This is a genomic window from Carnimonas bestiolae, assembly GCF_051251145.1.
GTDB lineage: Bacteria > Pseudomonadota > Gammaproteobacteria > Pseudomonadales > Halomonadaceae > Carnimonas > Carnimonas bestiolae.
Map to the genome: position 1 here is coordinate 21,798 of NZ_JBPCZK010000012.1, position 16,092 is coordinate 37,889.

Genomic DNA, 16,092 nt, shown 5'->3' on the forward strand with positions numbered 1-16,092 from the left:
GCGCAGCTCTAATGTGAGATAAAACCGCGCCCGAGGCTCGGCTTTGGACGGTGAACCGTTGATGAGTGGCTGCGTCGGAAAATTTGAAAACGGCGGAAGGTTGTCCGGCCTATTTCAAGACAGCGTAATCATACAGAAGTGCCATCGCTTATGCCTCATTGGAGATGGGAATTGTGCATCGTTTGCGCATAAGCAGTGGGTGCAGCCTGTGCAGGCATTCCATTTTTCGGTAAATATGCGAAAATGATCGTTTTCTTAAAACCCACAATGAAAGATGCGCGTGGTATGGCCCTTGGCGACAAGGTGCTCACTGGCTGAGAAACTTTCAGCAGTAGCGGGGAGGTTGCGCTCGATCGTATCGAGACGCCGAAACCATAATGTCGGTAGAAACAGGTGGCAAGCGAGCGCAGGCGTGCACGTTTTGCAATTCCCTGTTTTCCCAGTGAAAACCATCGCGTGATCAGGAAACCAGGCAATAGAGCCGGGGAAATGCAGGCCAGAATTGGGGGTTTAGCCCTCGCTTGCATTACAATAGACCGAATGCTCTCGGAAGCTTCCAGTAGCCAATAATCTCCCGCTATCTTGATCGGCTGGCTCATAGCGAGCCATCTATCGAGTTCCAGGACGATTTTTGATGCGCCGTTTCCTACTTTCACATTTTTATCATAAAGACATGTCGACGTTGGTTTCCAGCAGCGCAAAAGAGCCATGTCGTCGTTTGAGAAGGCATTGCTGAACAAATGAGTTCTGAAGCGTCTTGCGTGTCATCTGCCGAGGCAGTGACACCCACTCGTAATACGCTTCCCCTGCGTCGCTCCGATTTTGCGACGCTCGCGGAAGCGCTCGACTACGCCGCTAAAGGTGTCACTGGTGCCAATTTTTATGTGCGCGGCAAGCTCGATACGGTATTGCCGTATGCGACCTTGCGCGCTGAGGCACAAACGCTAGCGCAGCGCTTGCTGTCGCTGGAGCTGCCGCGTGGCGCGCGCATTGCGATTGTGGGGGAAACCAGTCCCGACTTCTTGCGCTTCTTTTTTGCGTGTCAGTACATCGGTCTGGTGCCGGTGGCACTGCCTGCCACCGTTAACCTGGGTGGTCACGCCGCCTATGTCGAGAAAATGCGCGGCATGCTGAAGGGCGCGGGCGCGTCCGTTGTCGTCGGCTCCAAGGAATTCATCGGCTTCGTTGAAGAGGCCGTGCAGGGTGTCGAGATCGCTTTCTGGGGCACGCCTGCTACCTTCAACGAGCTGCCGCCCAGCGATGCCCCATTGCAGCCTACTGGCCCTGACGAAACCGCTTACATGCAGTTCACCTCGGGCAGCACCGGCTTTCCTAAAGCGGCGATGGTTACGGAGCGCGCGCTGAGCGCCAACATGTACGGGGCTTCGGTGCACGGCGTGGACATGACCGAAGACGATCGCTTCGTTTCATGGCTGCCGTTCTATCACGATATGGGGTTGATCGGCTGCCTGTTGACGGTTGTGTCGAGCCAGCGCTCCGTCGATTACATCGACACCCGTGAGTTCGCGATGCGACCGCGTCGCTGGCTTGAGCTTATCAGTAACAATCGGGCCACCATTACCTACGGCCCGCCTTTCGGGTACGAGCTGTGCGCCCAGCGCGTGCGCGCATCCGATGTTGAAGGTTACGACTTCTCGCACTGGCGCATCGCTGGAGTGGGTGCCGAGCCGATCAGTCCGGCGGTGCTGGACCGTTTTAGCAGCGTGTTTGCACCGTGCGGCTTCCATCCCAAAGCCTTCATTCCCTCTTATGGGATGGCGGAAAATACGCTGGCCATCAGCTTCGCGCCTCGCGACAAGCCGTACGAGGTTGACTGGATCGATCCCGACGAATTGACCGAAGAGCTCAAGGCCAAGTTTGTTGATGCTGAAAACGCGCGTGGTTTCGTGCGCTGCGGCAAGCCGCTTCCCGGTCACGATGTCAAGATCGTCGATGAGCAGGGCAATCGACTGGGTGAGCTTGGCGTTGGTCGTATTCTGATTTGTGGCCCAAGCATGATGACAGGCTACTTCGAACGTCCGGAAGCAACGGCTGAGGTGCTGGGTGCCGATGGTTGGTACGATACCGGCGATATCGGCTATCTGAGCGACGGTGAGATCGTTGTGACAGGGCGTCACAAGGACATGATCATCATCAACGGGCGTAACATCTGGCCGCAGGACATCGAAGCGATTGCCGAGCGTCAGCCCAATATCCGTTCGCGCGATGCGTCAGCCTTCGGCATTGTGTCCGCAGAAGGCAGCGAACTGGCGGTAGTAGTAGTGCAGTGCAACAATCTTGAGGACAGCGAACGCAACGAACTGGTGCAGTCGCTGCGTCGCGAGGTATACGAAGAGCTGGGTATCACCTGTCTGGTGGAGCTGGTCCCTCGCCACACGCTGCCGCGTACCTCTTCTGGCAAGCTGTCGCGCTCCGGTACTCGGGTGGGCTATCTGAAGCGCCGTGAGGCCGAGAAGAATGGTGATAAAAGTGCCGATGGTGTCCGTCACGCGGTGTAGCAACAGATGCGCATCGGCGACCCGACGGGGGTAGTCAGACATGAGCGAAGCCAAGCATGATTCACGCCGGTTGGTGGCCTTAACGGGCGCCACCGGCTTTATTGGATCTACGCTAATCAGCCGGTTGTCACGCGAGGGCTACCGCGTTCGCGCCCTGTATCGGCCTCGGCCAGGCCGTCAGTTGCCCGCCGGCAACCACGTAGAGTGGATTGCTGGCGGTATCGACTCGGCGGCATCGCTGGACACACTGCTTGATGGTTCCTCTGCGGTCATCCACTGCGCAGGCGCGGTGCGCGGGGCCTCTCGCGAAGACTTCGACGCGGTGAATGTGGCGGGCATGCAGGCGGTCGCAGAGGCGTGCCTGCGTGCTGGTGGCCTGCGGCTGCTGTCGCTGTCATCGCTGGCGGCGCGCGAGCCTCAGTTATCCCATTATGCCGCTAGCAAGCGTGAAGGTGAGCGAGTGCTCGCACAGTATTCCGATTCGCTGGCGTGGATCGCGCTGCGTCCGCCGGCGGTGTACGGCCCCGGTGACCGTGAAATGCTGCCGCTCTTTCAAGGAATGCAGCGCGGTTGGGCACTGATTCCCGGCAGCGGTGCAGGCCGGCTTTCGCTGATATATGTCGATGATTTGGTCGCCGCCATGCTGGCGTGGCTGGTCAGCGACTCCCCACAATGTGGCGTGTACGAAGTCGATGACGGTCAGCCCGATGGCTACGACTGGAACACGATCATCGAAACGGTGTCTCAGGTGTGTCGGCGTAAAAGGCCTATTCGTCGGGTGCACGTGCCGTCGGCCCTGCTCAAGGGTATTGCGGCTGGCAATCAGGCAGCAGCCCGCCTGTTTCGCTATGCGCCGATGTTAACGCCGGGTAAGGTGGGCGAGCTTACGCATAGTGATTGGGTATGCGATAGCGCTCCTTTCCGCCATATCTTCAACTGGAGCCCCCAGGTTCGCTTTGCTGCGGGTCTTGCTAAAACGCTCCAGCTTTCTCCTTCCCATGTTTCTGGAAACGTGTAATGAATCATCAAGATATTGTGACCGAGATCATCAAGGTGCTAACGCCTCTGGTCAAAGACAAAGGCGTCGACAACATTAGCGAAAATACCGAGCTAACGGGCGAGCTGGCACTCGATTCGATGCAGGTAATGAACATGCTGCTGGAACTCGAAGATACCTTTGATATCTCTATCCCGGTCAATGCGATGGCGGATACCAAAACGGTAGGAGATCTGGCGACTCAAATCGAGCAGTTGATGAGCGGCCATTCATGAAGAGCAATCAGCGCCTGGCAAGTATAGAGGCCGCCCACGGGGAACTGGTCGAGTTTGGCGTAGATCCGTTTTCGGTAGAAATTGAAGAGATCGTTTCACCTACCGGCGGCATTATCCAGGGGCGTCCGACCATTTTGGCCGGCACCAATAACTATCTGGGGCTGACCTTTCATCCTGAATGCGTAGCGGCGGCCAAGAAGGCCCTGGAGGCGCAGGGAACGGGTACCACTGGTTCACGCATGGCTAACGGTAGCTATGCCTGTCATCGCGAGCTCGAGAAGGAACTGGCGGCGTTCTATGAGAAGAACGACGCTATCGTATTCTCGACCGGTTACCAAGCGAATCTGGGAACCATCTCCTCGATCGCCGGGCCAGGTGATACCGTTCTCATTGATGCCGACAGTCACGCCAGTATCTACGACGGCTGTCAGCTGAGCGGCGCCAGCGTCATCCGCTTCCGGCACAACGATTACGACGATCTTGCCAAGCGCTTGCGGCGTATGGGCGATGCGGCGGCTGATGCCTTGATCGTTATCGAGGGCGTGTACAGCATGCTGGGCGATCGCGCGCCGCTGAAGGAATTTGTGCGCGTCAAGAATGAGTTTGGAGCCAGGCTCGTAGTAGACGAAGCGCATTCGCTGGGCGTGTTGGGTGAGCGCGGTCGCGGCGTTGTCGAAGAAGCGGGCGTACTGGATGAGGTCGATTTCATTGTCGGTACCTTCAGCAAAAGCCTTGGCAACACGGGCGGCTTCTGCGTCAGCAGCAGCGACAACATGGCGGTGCTGCGCTATGCCAGCCGCCCCTATGTGTTTACCGCCTCACTACCGCCGGCCACTATCGCCGCCACGCGCGCCGCACTCAAACTGCTTGATAGCGGCAGCGACCTGCGCAAGCGCTTGCACAACAACGCCAAGCGTTTGCACGACGGGCTGAAATCGTTCGGCTTCACGCTGGGAGCGCCGGTTAACGCGGTGGTAGCCGTAGTGATTGGCGATAAATCCGAGGCGCTGAGGATGTGGGACTACCTGCTCAAAGCGGGAGTTTACGTTAACCTGATGGTGCCACCGGCCACGCCGGGTTCGGATTCATTGCTGCGTTGCAGCGTGAGTGCGGCGCACTCGTCAGCGCAAATCGATGCAATCTGCAACGCGTTCGGTGAATGGCGCAGCCGCAAAAGCTAGCGTCGAGTACGATAGGGGCTTGAGGGCCCCTATCGCAGTTTGTTTGTCGCTAAGGTGATAACAACAATGGTCGCTTTAGTGATGCTGCCGTAACTCAGCGCTTCTACATGCTGATGTGCTCGGTTAGCGTGGGATGCGGCTGCTCGCCTCCGCTGCGATCCGATGCCGTGCGGCATCTTCGTGCTGCGACATGCACGTCGTCAGGGCGCTACCTCTTTAGTTAAAAAAACAGCAACAGCCATGTGCATGTTGCATTACCCGTACATACGTCTGGTCGTCCACGGAGTTTCTCGATGAGAGCCGAGTCCCGGTGGCAACACTTTCCCGAGCACACGCTCGCGCAGTTGTTTGACGCCATTGAGGTTGATGACGTCGTTGAGGAGCAGGTCTCCATACCCGATCACGGTGCACTGCTGTGCGCCAACGATGAGCAGATTCACCAGTGCTATTCGTTATGTCTGCAGCTATGGCATGAAGGTGTGTCGCGTCACGCACTGCTGGAATTGCTATCAACGTTGCAGCAGCGTGGCGATCTGTCCCCCGATGAGCGTCGGCGTTTCAAGTCGATGCGGGCCAAGTTCAAGCATTTGCGTTTTGCCCAGCGCCTGTTCGGCAAACGCCATCAGTGCAGTGGGCTGCTGCATCGCACCACGGTAATGATGGGCAAGCTGCAGGACGCCTTTCGTGGCGGCCATCGGGATGAGCTACAGCGCAGTATTCGGATCATGCGGCTGCTGTTATTGCCGCCGGTATGGGCACTCATGCAGCGCGCCGCTGTTCATTTCCCGCTCGATAGCGCTGCGGCGATTTGTGACTATCGGCGGCAGTGCTTCGCCGGCCTTGAGCCAGCGATCAAATCAACGGTTCTTGATGGCAAGGGTTTTCACGATACTCGCAAGATCGTAAGTCAGCAGGTCGCCTACTACGACACCTTCCGCACCCTCTACCCCGATAGCGATGTTGCTCGGCGCATGTCGCGATTTCTTGCGGCCATTAACGGGCTGATGGGGGATCGCCACGATGAGATTATCGAGGCGACCTTGAAAGGTGAGCGCGCGTACAACGACGCTGAATCGTTCAGTGAGGACGTGCGCTGGCGCCTCGAAACGCTGGTAGAGGCGTTGTGCGCCAGCGAGCGCGGTTCGGTGGGAAAAGCCTAGGCGTCTGCGCTGTTGGCGGACAGATGCTTTTCATAAACGCGGTAGGTTTTATACACCTCGCCGCCAATCGATTCGATGATGGCGCGAACGCCTTTGTTTGTTTCGAGAATCCAGGACATCTCGATGTGCCTGACGCCGCGATCAACAAGCTGTTTTTTCACCGCTTCGATAGCCCGGAAGGAAAGGGCAGGGCCTAGCGTATTGTGGAATTTCTTGCGCACTCCCATCAGCGGTACTCGTGCTGTGGTGGGGAATTTCACCTTGAGCTTCCACAGTAGCTTCGCCCACTTGAATGGCAGCAGACGGCCATCGAACCCTTTGATCACCTCATTCAAGTTGGGCAGCGCAACGATAAAGGCAGCGGCTTCGCCGTCCACCTCGACAATCTGAATAAGATCGGGCGACAGCAGCATTTTCAGCGTCTTGCCCAGATCGTTGAATTCCTCGTCAGTGAAGGGCACGAAGCCCCAATTGTCCGACCAGGCATCGTTGAAAATCTCGCGTACGGTCACGAGCTCTTCGTCGAACTTCTTGAAGTTCATCGGTCGCACGGTGATCTCGCCGGTTGCCTTCCCAAGCAGCCATTCCACCACTCTCGGCGTTTTGAACTCTCTGGTATCGACGATATAGGCGAGCAGGTCCATGGCCTTGTCGTAACCGTTCGCTTCGACGGCATGCCCACTGTAGGGCGCTGAGTGGCCCATCATGAACATGGGTGGCGTATCAAAGCCGTCGATCAGCAGGCCAACCTCATCGTTGATCGACAGACTGAATGGGCCGCGTACGCGCTGGATGCCGCGCTCGCTGAGCCACTGCTCGGCGGTGCCAAGCAGCGCCGTAAAGGTTTCCTGCGAATCCTCGGCATCAAGCATGCCGAAAAATCCGGTGGCGTCCTGATGTGTCTCTAAAGACAGATGATCAACCTGCGCCGAAATTCTGCCGACGGGCGTATCGCCACGCCATGCAATCCAGGCCTGAAAGTCCGCATGCTCAAACCACGGATTGGTTTTGGGCGTCAGATGCAACCGGCGCTCCAGCGTTAGCGGCGCTACCCAGGCCGGGTCGCGATCAAATAGTCGGCTTGGCAATGTAATGAAGGTGATGAGATCGGCTTTGCCATCGACAGGGGTTATTCGCAAAGGGGCGTTATCGCTCAAGGGAGACTCCACGTAGACGGTTAGGCCGTTTTCTGGTTGGTCGAAGGGGTGTCGTGCAGGTGATAGCCCTGCGCTTCCATTGCTTCGGTGACGACTCGTTCGACGTTAGCAAGCACGCTGTCGAGCGGCTGATTGGTATCGATGTCAGCGATGGGCGCGCCCTTATAGCTAAGCTGCGGAGTAACGTCGATTTTGCGTGCCAGCGACTCACGCTTGTGGTCGGGCTTGCGAGCGCAGGCAACGTCGAGATCGACGTTTAGACGTATCACCAGCGTGGGGCGAGTGTTGGTCATCCAATCGAAGGCTTTGCGTTCGTGGCGCGCCAGCGCTCGTACAATGGCGCTGCCATCATCACTGCGAGGGAAACGCGGGCCATCATAAGCACCGTCGATAGCGGTTTGCGGAAAACGGTCGGCAACGATGATATTACCCGCCGCGCGTAGTTTGAGCATGCGTTTGAAACGGCGTAGACGGCGTACGGTAAAAGCGCCCATCACAAGCGCGGGCAGCAGATCAGGCAGCTTACGCTTATCCATACTGGCATTGGCTTTGTTGCTTTTTTTGTTGATTTTCTTGTTTAGAAAACCGCCTACCACAGGCCATTTAGCGATGGCTCGCCCCACGTTACCCGACTGCTTTCCAAGATGTACTTGCTGCGTGGGGCCGAATCCTTGAATCCAGGAGGTGAGGTGTTCGCAAACAGTAGATTTTCCGGAGCCATCGCAGCCGATCACGGCAATGATGGGCGCGATAGAAGAGCGCATGGGTGTATCACCATCTATTAAGTTTCAATCAAGAAATATATCATTAAGGAACTTTAACCGATATTGAGGGTTAAACGTTGAATGATGTAAAAAATTGCTGCTTATTGTACGCCATTCAATAGCCGCCAAGCGTGGTTTGTCGAAAATTTGACGTTTCCTAACTTATACTGAGCAATTATGAGTGCCGCGAATTCCCCCTATAACGTGCCGGGTGTCATTGCTGTGACGGGGTGCGATGGTTCGGGTAAGTCTACCCTTACCGCCAGCTTGCTTGAGCAGCTCTCTCGCGAGCAGAAGATAGAGTTCGTCTATCTGGGGCAGTCGTCAGGACGCATCGGCGAGTGGATTCAGGAGCTGCCGATTATTGGTGGGCCATTCGGGCGCTATCTATTAAAAAAGTCGGACCGTGTACACGACAAGCCAAGCACACCGCCGGGCAATATAACGGCACTGGTCATCTACTTGCTGTCGCGTTGGCGTTTATTCAAGTTCAAACGCATGTTGCGCAAGGCGAAGCGCGGCACGTTAATAGTGGCAGATCGTTTTCCGCAGGCAGAAGTGCCAGGTTTTCGCTTCGACGGCCCTCAACTGGCGAAAACCGAGGGCGGAAACCGTTGGGTGGCGCTGTTACGCCGCCATGAACAGCAGTTATATCAATGGATGGCGGGTTACCTTCCGGCCCTGCTCATCCGCCTCAACGTGGACATCAACACGGCACACCAGCGCAAACCCGACCACAAGCTCGAGTCGTTGCGCCAGAAGCTGGAAGTGATACCAACGCTCGCTTTCAATGGTGCGCCCATTCTTGACATAGACGGCCGTAAGCCTGCCCAAGAGGTTTTGCAGATATCTCTGGATGCCATTACAGAGCAGGTTTTTGGTCTCGATACTCACACATCCCCAAGCGTATGAATGATAAATCTGCATTTATTCCCGCGTCGCGTCGCAGCGATGCTCAGCAAGCGCCTTCGCAGCAGGCCGAGGATACATTTACCAGCGTGGAAGAGGTGACGGTGGTAGAGGGCCTGGTCGCGGTTGTGGGCTGCGATGGCACCGGGAAATCCACCCTGACGCGCGATCTGGTGGCGCGCTTGCAGCAGCAACGACCTACCGCATGGCGCTATTTGGGGCTGGTGTCCGGCGAGTCAGGCGACAAGATCAAAAAATTGCCATTGATCGGCACTTGGCTGGAACGACGCTTGGCCGCCAAAACAGCCAAAGTACAGAATCTGCATACGCGGCGCCCCTCATGGCTGGCGGTGCTTGTGATGTACGGATTCTCCAAATGGCGTGCGCGCAATCTGGAAAAGGTGTGCCGCCTTGCCGAGAGTGGCGTGCTGGTAATCGCCGACCGCTATCCTCAGGCACAGACCGAAGGATTTCGCTTCGATGGCCCCGGCATTGGCATCAATCGAGTGCCGCAAGGCTGGAAGCGCCGTATGGCGGAGCGCGAGCACCGCATTTATCAGCAGCTCGAGAAGATTCAGCCAAGCCTGATTATTCGGCTCGATATCGATCTGGACACCGCTTACGCGCGCAAACCCGATCACGATGCAGAAGAATTGAAGGAAAAAATCTCGGTCATGTCCCAATTGAATTACAATGGGGCACGTATCATTGATCTCGACGCGCGCGCAGCATACGACGATGTTATCGCCGGTGCTCTCGAGGCCATCCAGCGCTTCGCGCCGGTCGAGCATAATAAAGGCCGCCTTCGCTAAGCTCTTTTAATCGGCTAGTAACGCGGCGCGTAGATATATCAGGGGGATCTCATGAGTGAACGTAAACGTCCGTTCTGGCGCGAGTGGCTGGTTAAGCTTGGGAAGCGCTTCCTGCGCTGGAACGGAGAGTTTCAAACCCGCCACTCGCTGATTCCGACAACGCCCAAACTCGATAATAGCGTATTCGACTGGGTGCCCGAGCTTGAAGCCGCCTACCCTGAAATTCGCAAGGAGCTCGATCACCTGCTCGAGCATCCTGAAGATATTCCTGCTTTCCACCAGCTGTCGCCCGATCAAAAGCGTATTTCCAAAGGGGATAACTGGAAGACCTTCGGCATGTACGTCTATGGCCAGCGTGTCGATGAAAACTGCGAAATCTGCCCTAACACCGCTGCCATTCTGGACAAGCTGCCAGGCATGCGAACGGCGATGTTCTCCATCCTCAAGCCGCACTATCATATCGAACCGCACCGTGGTCCTACCCGAGCGGTGGTGCGCGCGCATCTTGGGCTGAAAGTGCCCGAGCAGGCCGATAAGGTGTGGCTGCGCGTCGACAACGAATACCTGCATTGGGAAGAGGGCAAGGTGGTGCTGTTCGACGACTTCTACGAGCATGAAGTGCGTAACGACACCGACGAGTATCGCGCCGTGCTTTTCCTCGATATTGATCGTCCGATGGACAAGGTGGGCACCGTGGTTAACCGCATCCTGTTCGCTCTGATTGCTGCCAGCCCCTTCGTGAAGCAGCCGATCAAAAACGTAGCGGCGTGGAATAAAAGCCGTAACCGCAGCTGATGATTGGCACCAAACCGTTATGAAACAAAGTTACTCAGGAATTGCGCGCCTTAGGCGCGCATTTATGTATTCGTGCTACGGGCTACGCGATGGCTGGCGCTTCGAAGAGGCGTTTCGCTTGGAAGTGGTGCTGTTCGTGCCGCTATTTATTGCGTCCTTCTGGCTGGCACATGGCGTGGTCGAGTGGTTGATTCTAGTGATCAGCGTACTGCAACTGATGCTCTGCGAGCTGTTTAATTCAGCGATCGAAGCGGTGGTTGACCGTATTGGCAGTGAGCATCATGAATTATCGGGCCGAGCCAAGGATTTGGCAGCGGGCGCAGTAATGATCAGTATCGCGATCACGCTGTTGGTGTGGGGCGGCTTCATCGTCGCGCGTCTGATAGCGTAGTCGCAGCGCTTCGAGTGCGCGTAAGAGGGGCTATCCCGCCCTCCGCCCTCCGCTGAACGCGCAGCAGGCCGTTAATAACGCTGTGCGCTAGTGGTCGCCCTCTGAAGCAGTCGTGGTATGTTCATGGGCCGCTTCTGATTGCTTTGCCTTGCGCCGCTGCCCCTGGCGCGTGGATACCCAGCACAGAATCGACCCCAGCACGACCAGCCCAGCCCCTTGCCAAAAAGCAGCAGTGAGCGATGCCCCCAACATGAGTGCTGCCAGCAGTGCTGAAAGCACGGGTATGAAGTACGAAGCGCCCGCCAACAGAGTGATATTGCCGCGCAGCATGCCTAGATTCCAGGCACCGTAGCCAAACCCCAATGCGGCTCCCGCCGCTAGCAGATAGCCGACCCCCTGCACGGTAACAGCATCGAATCCAGTGTTTCCTGCCAGGAAGCCTAGCCACAACACGACAGCGGTAGCGCTGAAAAACAGCGTAATGCCATTGGCACCGCGCGACATCCGCACGGTGATAGTGCAGTAGGCCGACCAGATAAAAACGCCCATTAGCGCCAGCAGATAGCTGGTGGGGTTGGTCTGCAAATGGTCGAGCAATGTGGTAAGGCTAAGACCGTGATCACCTTCCAATACCTGAAAGACGCCCAACAGTGCGAGAGCGATCCCCGGCACCATTAGCAGGCTGGCACGCTGCTTGTTGAAGACTACCGCCATCACCATGGTTACCGCCGGCCATAGGTAATTGATCATGCCTACCTCGATAGCTTCCCGACTGTTGTTGGCATAGCCAATCGACAGCGACAGGCACAGCTCATAACAGACGAATAGCACGCACCCCACGATCAGATAGCGGCGCGGAAAGCGCCCCAGCGCCGGTGGTTTGGCAATGATCCATAGCAGCACCGACGCCACCGTATAGACCAGCGCCGCTCCACCCACCGCGCCCCACTCGTCAGCCACCCGCTTGAATAGCCCCACCAGCAGCGCCCACAGCAGCACTGCACATAGTCCGATCGCGGTATACCGCGCGCTTTGGTTCATTACTCTTACCTGCTGCTGAAACGAGAGTGGAGGCCGCCTGCAAGCGGCGGATAGTGCCTGCCGCCAGGGAAAAAGGTAGCACGGCAGCGATGCTCTCCCAATGCCTGTCGTTTGGTCGAAGGCGAAGCGAGAACTGCGTCATGGCGTTCGATGGATTCGCGGACTTTTTGTGGCGCGGCGCATAAGCGGACGGTTGGCCAACGTGTTTCGCTTTCTTTCCTGAGTCGAAAACACGCCCATCGGTTTTGTTAAGTCAAGTTAATTTAATTCTTAAGTAAGAATGTCGCGGACATTACGCGCACATGTCGGTACGTCATTTCGTTGTCGAAGCGCATGTGATGCCTCAGTTGGCCACCCTGTAACCCGCGCCATAGCGGCATCGTGAAATTTTTTTGCACAAAAAATTAAGTTTATGGAGGATGTAAGGGAACCTCTGCATAAAACGAGAGGTCTATTTGAGCGAAGGTTAATATAACAAATTAATATAACGTTAAGAATTCCGGCGAAGGAATTTTTAAGTATTTACGCCATCTACTGCGAGATCTCTATGCACTCCATCGATCGAATTCTGCTCGAAAATGCCGCCTGGGCATCCGAGCACCATGAGGCCGACCCAGAATTATTCGCTCGTCTCAGCAGCGGTCAGGCACCGCGCGTGTTATGGATAGGCTGTTCGGATAGCCGGGTGCCCGCTGAGTCCATCTGTAATGCTGGCCCCGGCGATATCTTCGTATTCCGCAACATAGCCAATCTGGTGTCTGACCAGCGCGACGCGCAGGCGGTGCTCGACTACGCCGTTATGGTGCTGAAGGTCGAACACATTATTGTCTGCGGTCACCACAGCTGCGGCGGAATTCGTACGGCATTGCAGCCGCATTCAAGCGGAAGCGACTGCATCGACGCCCATTTGGCCTCGGTCAAAACGCTCGTTAAGCAGCACGCCGATGAGCTCGCCACGCTGGATGAGCAGGCGCAGGTGATTCGCCTAAGCGAGCTTAGCGTACAGGCACAGATTGACCATCTGCTCGAACACCCGCTGGTTAGGCAGGCCATGGACCAAGGCACGCTCACCCTTCACGGCATGATGTATAGCCTGCATACCGGGCGGTTACGTGAATTGGTACGCAAAACCTCTGAAGCGGTCGAGGCAGTACCCGCTGCCTCGTCTCACTGATTATTGGCGGAGTCTACTCATGCATACTTCAACTAAAACAGCAGGGCCGCTCAGCCACACCTTGAAGCGTGATCTGCCCGCCGGAATGGTGGTCTTTCTGGTGGCGGTACCGCTGTGTCTCGGTATCGCCATGGCATCCGGCGCACCGCCGTTGGCGGGATTGATCGCCGGTATTGTGGGTGGCCTGGTGGTCACCTCTGTTAGTGGCTCGGCGCTTAGCGTTAGTGGCCCCGCGGCCGGGCTGGTGGTCGTGGTGGTGGCAGCCATTGGTAACATTGGTTTTGACGGCCTGCTGATGGCCACGGTACTGGCCGGTGTAATGCAGCTCATTTTCGGCTATCTGAAGCTGGGCCGCATCGGTGCTTTCGTGCCAAGTTCTGTCATCAAAGGCATGCTGGCCGGGATCGGGCTGATTCTGGTCATCAACCAACTGCCGCTGCTGGCCGGTATGGAAAAAAGCGCGGTCGATCAGTCGCTATCAACGGCGATTGCCGAACAATTTTCGTCTCGTGCGCTGCTGCTCGGATTAGTGGCATTGGTGATACTGGTGCTGTGGGAGCGACGCTTCATCAAGCGCTCACCGGTAGGCAAGATTCCCGGCCCGCTGCTGGCGGTTGTCGCTGCGGTGGCGCTGGATAAACTGCTGCCTGAAAGCATGCTGGCGGGCTTGAGCGACATTCAGCGTATCTCATTGCCGATCGACGAATTGGGCTGGGCCGGTATGCTGCAGTTCGCGGATCAGCTTCAGGCGCCTGGCTTTGAGACGTTGCTAAAACCGGGGGTGTACACAGCGGCCATCACGATCGCTTTGATCGCTAGTCTCGAAAGTTTGCTCAGCCTTGAAGCGGTCGACAAAATCGACCCGCTGGAGCGTCACTCTCCGCCGCACCGCGAGCTCAAGGCGCAGGGCGTCGGTAATCTGGTCAGTGGTCTGGTGGGCGGCCTGCCGATTACCGCCGTGATCGTGCGTAGCTCGGCTAACGTTCAGGCTGGCGGGCAAACACGTTTGTCGAGTCTGGTACATGGTGCGTTGCTGCTGGCAAGCGTGGCGCTGTGTGCACCGCTGCTAGAAGTTATTCCGCTGGCCTGTCTTGCCGCTGTGCTGGTCCAAACCGGCTATAAGCTGGCGTCGCCCCAGCTGTTTATCGAGCAATACCGTCACGGAGCCAAACGCATCGTGCCCTTTGTGGTAACGCTGGTGGGAGTAATGGCGCTCGATTTGATTCAGGGCGTATTGCTGGGCATTGTCGCCGCGCTCTACTTTCTGGTGCATACCAACTATCGGCGGGCGCTCAGCGTTACTCAGCAGGGGAATCACCTGTTGATTCGTTTCCGCACCGATATCACGTTCTTGAATCGAGACGAACTGCGTAGCCGTTTAGATCAGGCGGCAAGTGGCGATGTGATTATTATCGATGGTCGCCATGCGCATCATATCGATCCCGATATTCAGGACGACATCATGGCGTTTTGCCACAACGCTCCATCGCGGGGGATTCAAGTGGAGCTACAAAACGTCAAAGGCACCTCGGCTACCTATGGCCCATCCATTGGCGTGGTGGCACAGCCTCATGGCGCTTCCCCCAAGGAAGACGGAATGAGCGCAGTGGCGGGGAGTTAGAAGGAAGAAATAGCTAGCTAGAAACACGAATGGGACAAAATGCTGCATTTTGTCCCATTTTTATTGGCTGAATGCTGAAATCCACGCTAACTGCCTCGGCTTGGAGCGGCCTCGGCTTGTGCACGATGGCGGGTTCGTCGGTGATGGATGGCAGACGGGCGGGCTTCTTTCTGTACTACACCCTGCCAAGTGCCCCTTCACTGCCTTATCGCCGCAGCAATAACGATCGTCATCACGCGATGGCACGCGAGCTGTGGTAGTAAGGGCAGGTAGGTGAGGCGCTGCGTGGCGCTTGCGCCAGCGACTGCACGAGACGAGCGAACGCTGAGCCCGCGCTGATTTTGATGCCGTCGCTAAAGCGGTCGTAGCCGCGCTGGATGGCATGAGCGCTTAGGTTGTCGGCCGCCTGATGAGGGTCGTTGGTATTCAGGCGGTGATAGGTTAACAGTTGGCTTTCCTGAAGAATGTTAAGTTTCATGATAATGCCTCCGCACAAGGTGTAGTGAAGAAGCCAGCAACGGTCATTGCGTATCGTTATCATTTATTTAGCATTCGGGCGCAGGATGTGCAACACCTCGTTGTTTGGAATTGTTGCGCACTGGCACTTGCCCCGGTCAATGCAGAGGGCGGCGCGACTTCTAACGTAAGCGTACAAGATGACCAACAGGTGTTTACCGCGACAGCGTCGACTGCTTGTGCCGACACTCGTCGCGGGTACCACTGAGGCAACTGCCGATTGCGGCTGCGCGGCGGTTTGTGCCTTACAGGAGAGACTCGATGGCGTCATCGTATTTATCTACCACAAACTCGACGACGCGGTAGTCAGCCATATTGTGCTTGTAGAAAGGGTCTTCGCTGATGATTTTGTCCAACTCATCGCGTGGCAGCTTGCCATTGGCAATAATAATGCCGCCGTCGCGCGGGTTTTTGGCACCCGACGCGATGAAGTGCTTCTTCGCGTAGTGTTCGTCGAGATAGTTAAGATGCGGTACGACTTGGGGTTGTACTTCATCGACGGGACAAGTGAAGGTGAGCTCTATCACATACATGGGCATCTCCTTTGTTATAAATAAGGAAGCTAATGGGGCCAAATGCGCTGCTAACGGTAGCGGCAACGGTGCACGTCTGGCAACTCGTTGATTGCGTCAGGGTCAAAGCTCCACGTGGCTTGTTATCCATCGCCGCGCCATCGAACGAATTGGCAGTGAAATCGATGGCAGCAGTGCGTGGACAGAAAATGGCAATCAACCGTGGTCATATTGCCACTATTCGCGTTCATCAGTAGCCGTTATGGTG

At 56.6% G+C, this 16,092-nt stretch carries 18 protein-coding genes; 12 read left to right on the forward strand and 6 right to left on the reverse strand.

What is annotated here, in order from left to right; translation table 11 throughout:
* Window positions 1-155 precede the first annotated feature (155 nt).
* The gene (locus tag R84865_RS12150; RefSeq protein WP_435638064.1) at window positions 156-740 is read right to left on the reverse strand and encodes a hypothetical protein; all 585 of its coding nucleotides are present in this window, start codon (window positions 738-740) and stop codon (window positions 156-158) included.
* Between R84865_RS12150 and R84865_RS12155 the strand changes: the two genes are divergently transcribed.
* From R84865_RS12155 to R84865_RS12175, 5 genes are all read left to right on the forward strand, one after another.
* Window positions 741-2,519 carry a fatty acyl-AMP ligase gene (locus tag R84865_RS12155; RefSeq protein ID WP_435639798.1) on the forward strand — a complete coding sequence of 593 codons (1,779 nt, stop codon included), beginning with the start codon at window positions 741-743 and terminating at the stop codon, window positions 2,517-2,519.
* Window positions 2,520-2,559: 40 nt separating this feature from the next.
* Entirely contained in the window at window positions 2,560-3,537 is a 978-nt protein-coding gene (locus R84865_RS12160; RefSeq protein ID WP_435639799.1) for an NAD-dependent epimerase/dehydratase family protein, read from the forward strand.
* Window positions 3,537-3,791 carry an acyl carrier protein gene (locus tag R84865_RS12165; RefSeq protein ID WP_435633364.1) on the forward strand — a complete coding sequence of 85 codons (255 nt, stop codon included), beginning with the start codon at window positions 3,537-3,539 and terminating at the stop codon, window positions 3,789-3,791. Before R84865_RS12160 ends, R84865_RS12165 begins: the two co-directional genes overlap by 1 nt.
* Window positions 3,788-4,972 carry a serine palmitoyltransferase gene (spt, locus tag R84865_RS12170; protein WP_435639800.1) on the forward strand — a complete coding sequence of 395 codons (1,185 nt, stop codon included), beginning with the start codon at window positions 3,788-3,790 and terminating at the stop codon, window positions 4,970-4,972. Before R84865_RS12165 ends, spt begins: the two co-directional genes overlap by 4 nt.
* Before the next feature lie 293 nt (window positions 4,973-5,265).
* Window positions 5,266-6,132 carry a hypothetical protein gene (locus tag R84865_RS12175; RefSeq protein WP_435639801.1) on the forward strand — a complete coding sequence of 289 codons (867 nt, stop codon included), beginning with the start codon at window positions 5,266-5,268 and terminating at the stop codon, window positions 6,130-6,132.
* Here R84865_RS12175 and R84865_RS12180 read toward each other — a convergent pair.
* Both R84865_RS12180 and R84865_RS12185 read right to left on the reverse strand, forming a co-directional pair.
* A complete protein-coding gene (locus R84865_RS12180) occupies window positions 6,129-7,289 on the reverse strand; it encodes a hypothetical protein (RefSeq protein WP_435639802.1) in 1,161 nt (386 codons plus the stop codon). The genes R84865_RS12175 and R84865_RS12180 overlap by 4 nt on opposite strands.
* A gap of 20 nt (window positions 7,290-7,309) precedes the next feature.
* Window positions 7,310-8,053, reverse strand: a complete 744-nt coding sequence (locus tag R84865_RS12185; protein ID WP_435633360.1) for a nucleoside/nucleotide kinase family protein — start codon at window positions 8,051-8,053, stop codon at window positions 7,310-7,312.
* 177 nt (window positions 8,054-8,230) lie between these two features.
* Between R84865_RS12185 and R84865_RS12190 the strand changes: the two genes are divergently transcribed.
* From R84865_RS12190 to R84865_RS12205, 4 genes are all read left to right on the forward strand, one after another.
* Complete coding sequence (locus R84865_RS12190) at window positions 8,231-8,965, forward strand: nucleoside/nucleotide kinase family protein (RefSeq protein WP_435633359.1); 735 nt, start codon at window positions 8,231-8,233, stop codon at window positions 8,963-8,965.
* A complete protein-coding gene (locus tag R84865_RS12195; RefSeq protein ID WP_435633358.1) occupies window positions 8,962-9,774 on the forward strand; it encodes a nucleoside/nucleotide kinase family protein in 813 nt (270 codons plus the stop codon). The genes R84865_RS12190 and R84865_RS12195 overlap by 4 nt, the downstream gene beginning before the upstream one ends.
* A 51-nt stretch (window positions 9,775-9,825) precedes the next feature.
* The gene (locus R84865_RS12200; protein WP_435633357.1) at window positions 9,826-10,569 is read left to right on the forward strand and encodes an aspartyl/asparaginyl beta-hydroxylase domain-containing protein; all 744 of its coding nucleotides are present in this window, start codon (window positions 9,826-9,828) and stop codon (window positions 10,567-10,569) included.
* A 64-nt stretch (window positions 10,570-10,633) separates the two neighbouring features.
* Entirely contained in the window at window positions 10,634-10,960 is a 327-nt protein-coding gene (locus R84865_RS12205; RefSeq protein WP_435639803.1) for a diacylglycerol kinase, read from the forward strand.
* An 87-nt stretch (window positions 10,961-11,047) separates the two neighbouring features.
* On the opposite strand, the gene yddG is transcribed toward R84865_RS12205, so the two are convergent.
* Entirely contained in the window at window positions 11,048-12,001 is a 954-nt protein-coding gene (gene yddG, locus R84865_RS12210) for an aromatic amino acid DMT transporter YddG (protein WP_435633355.1), read from the reverse strand.
* A gap of 547 nt (window positions 12,002-12,548) precedes the next feature.
* Between yddG and R84865_RS12215 the strand changes: the two genes are divergently transcribed.
* Both R84865_RS12215 and R84865_RS12220 read left to right on the forward strand, forming a co-directional pair.
* Complete coding sequence (locus R84865_RS12215; protein ID WP_435639804.1) at window positions 12,549-13,175, forward strand: carbonic anhydrase; 627 nt, start codon at window positions 12,549-12,551, stop codon at window positions 13,173-13,175.
* Window positions 13,176-13,194: 19 nt separating this feature from the next.
* The gene (locus R84865_RS12220; RefSeq protein WP_435639805.1) at window positions 13,195-14,796 is read left to right on the forward strand and encodes a SulP family inorganic anion transporter; all 1,602 of its coding nucleotides are present in this window, start codon (window positions 13,195-13,197) and stop codon (window positions 14,794-14,796) included.
* Between the two features lie 232 nt (window positions 14,797-15,028).
* On the opposite strand, the gene R84865_RS12225 is transcribed toward R84865_RS12220, so the two are convergent.
* A complete protein-coding gene (locus tag R84865_RS12225) occupies window positions 15,029-15,274 on the reverse strand; it encodes a hypothetical protein (RefSeq protein WP_435633352.1) in 246 nt (81 codons plus the stop codon).
* Between the two features lie 283 nt (window positions 15,275-15,557).
* The gene (locus tag R84865_RS12230) at window positions 15,558-15,845 is read right to left on the reverse strand and encodes a YciI family protein (RefSeq protein WP_435638052.1); all 288 of its coding nucleotides are present in this window, start codon (window positions 15,843-15,845) and stop codon (window positions 15,558-15,560) included.
* Between the two features lie 32 nt (window positions 15,846-15,877).
* Here R84865_RS12230 and R84865_RS12235 point away from each other — a divergent pair, with 32 nt between their 5' ends.
* Complete coding sequence (locus tag R84865_RS12235; RefSeq protein WP_435639806.1) at window positions 15,878-16,081, forward strand: hypothetical protein; 204 nt, start codon at window positions 15,878-15,880, stop codon at window positions 16,079-16,081.
* Window positions 16,082-16,092: the final 11 nt, after the last annotated feature.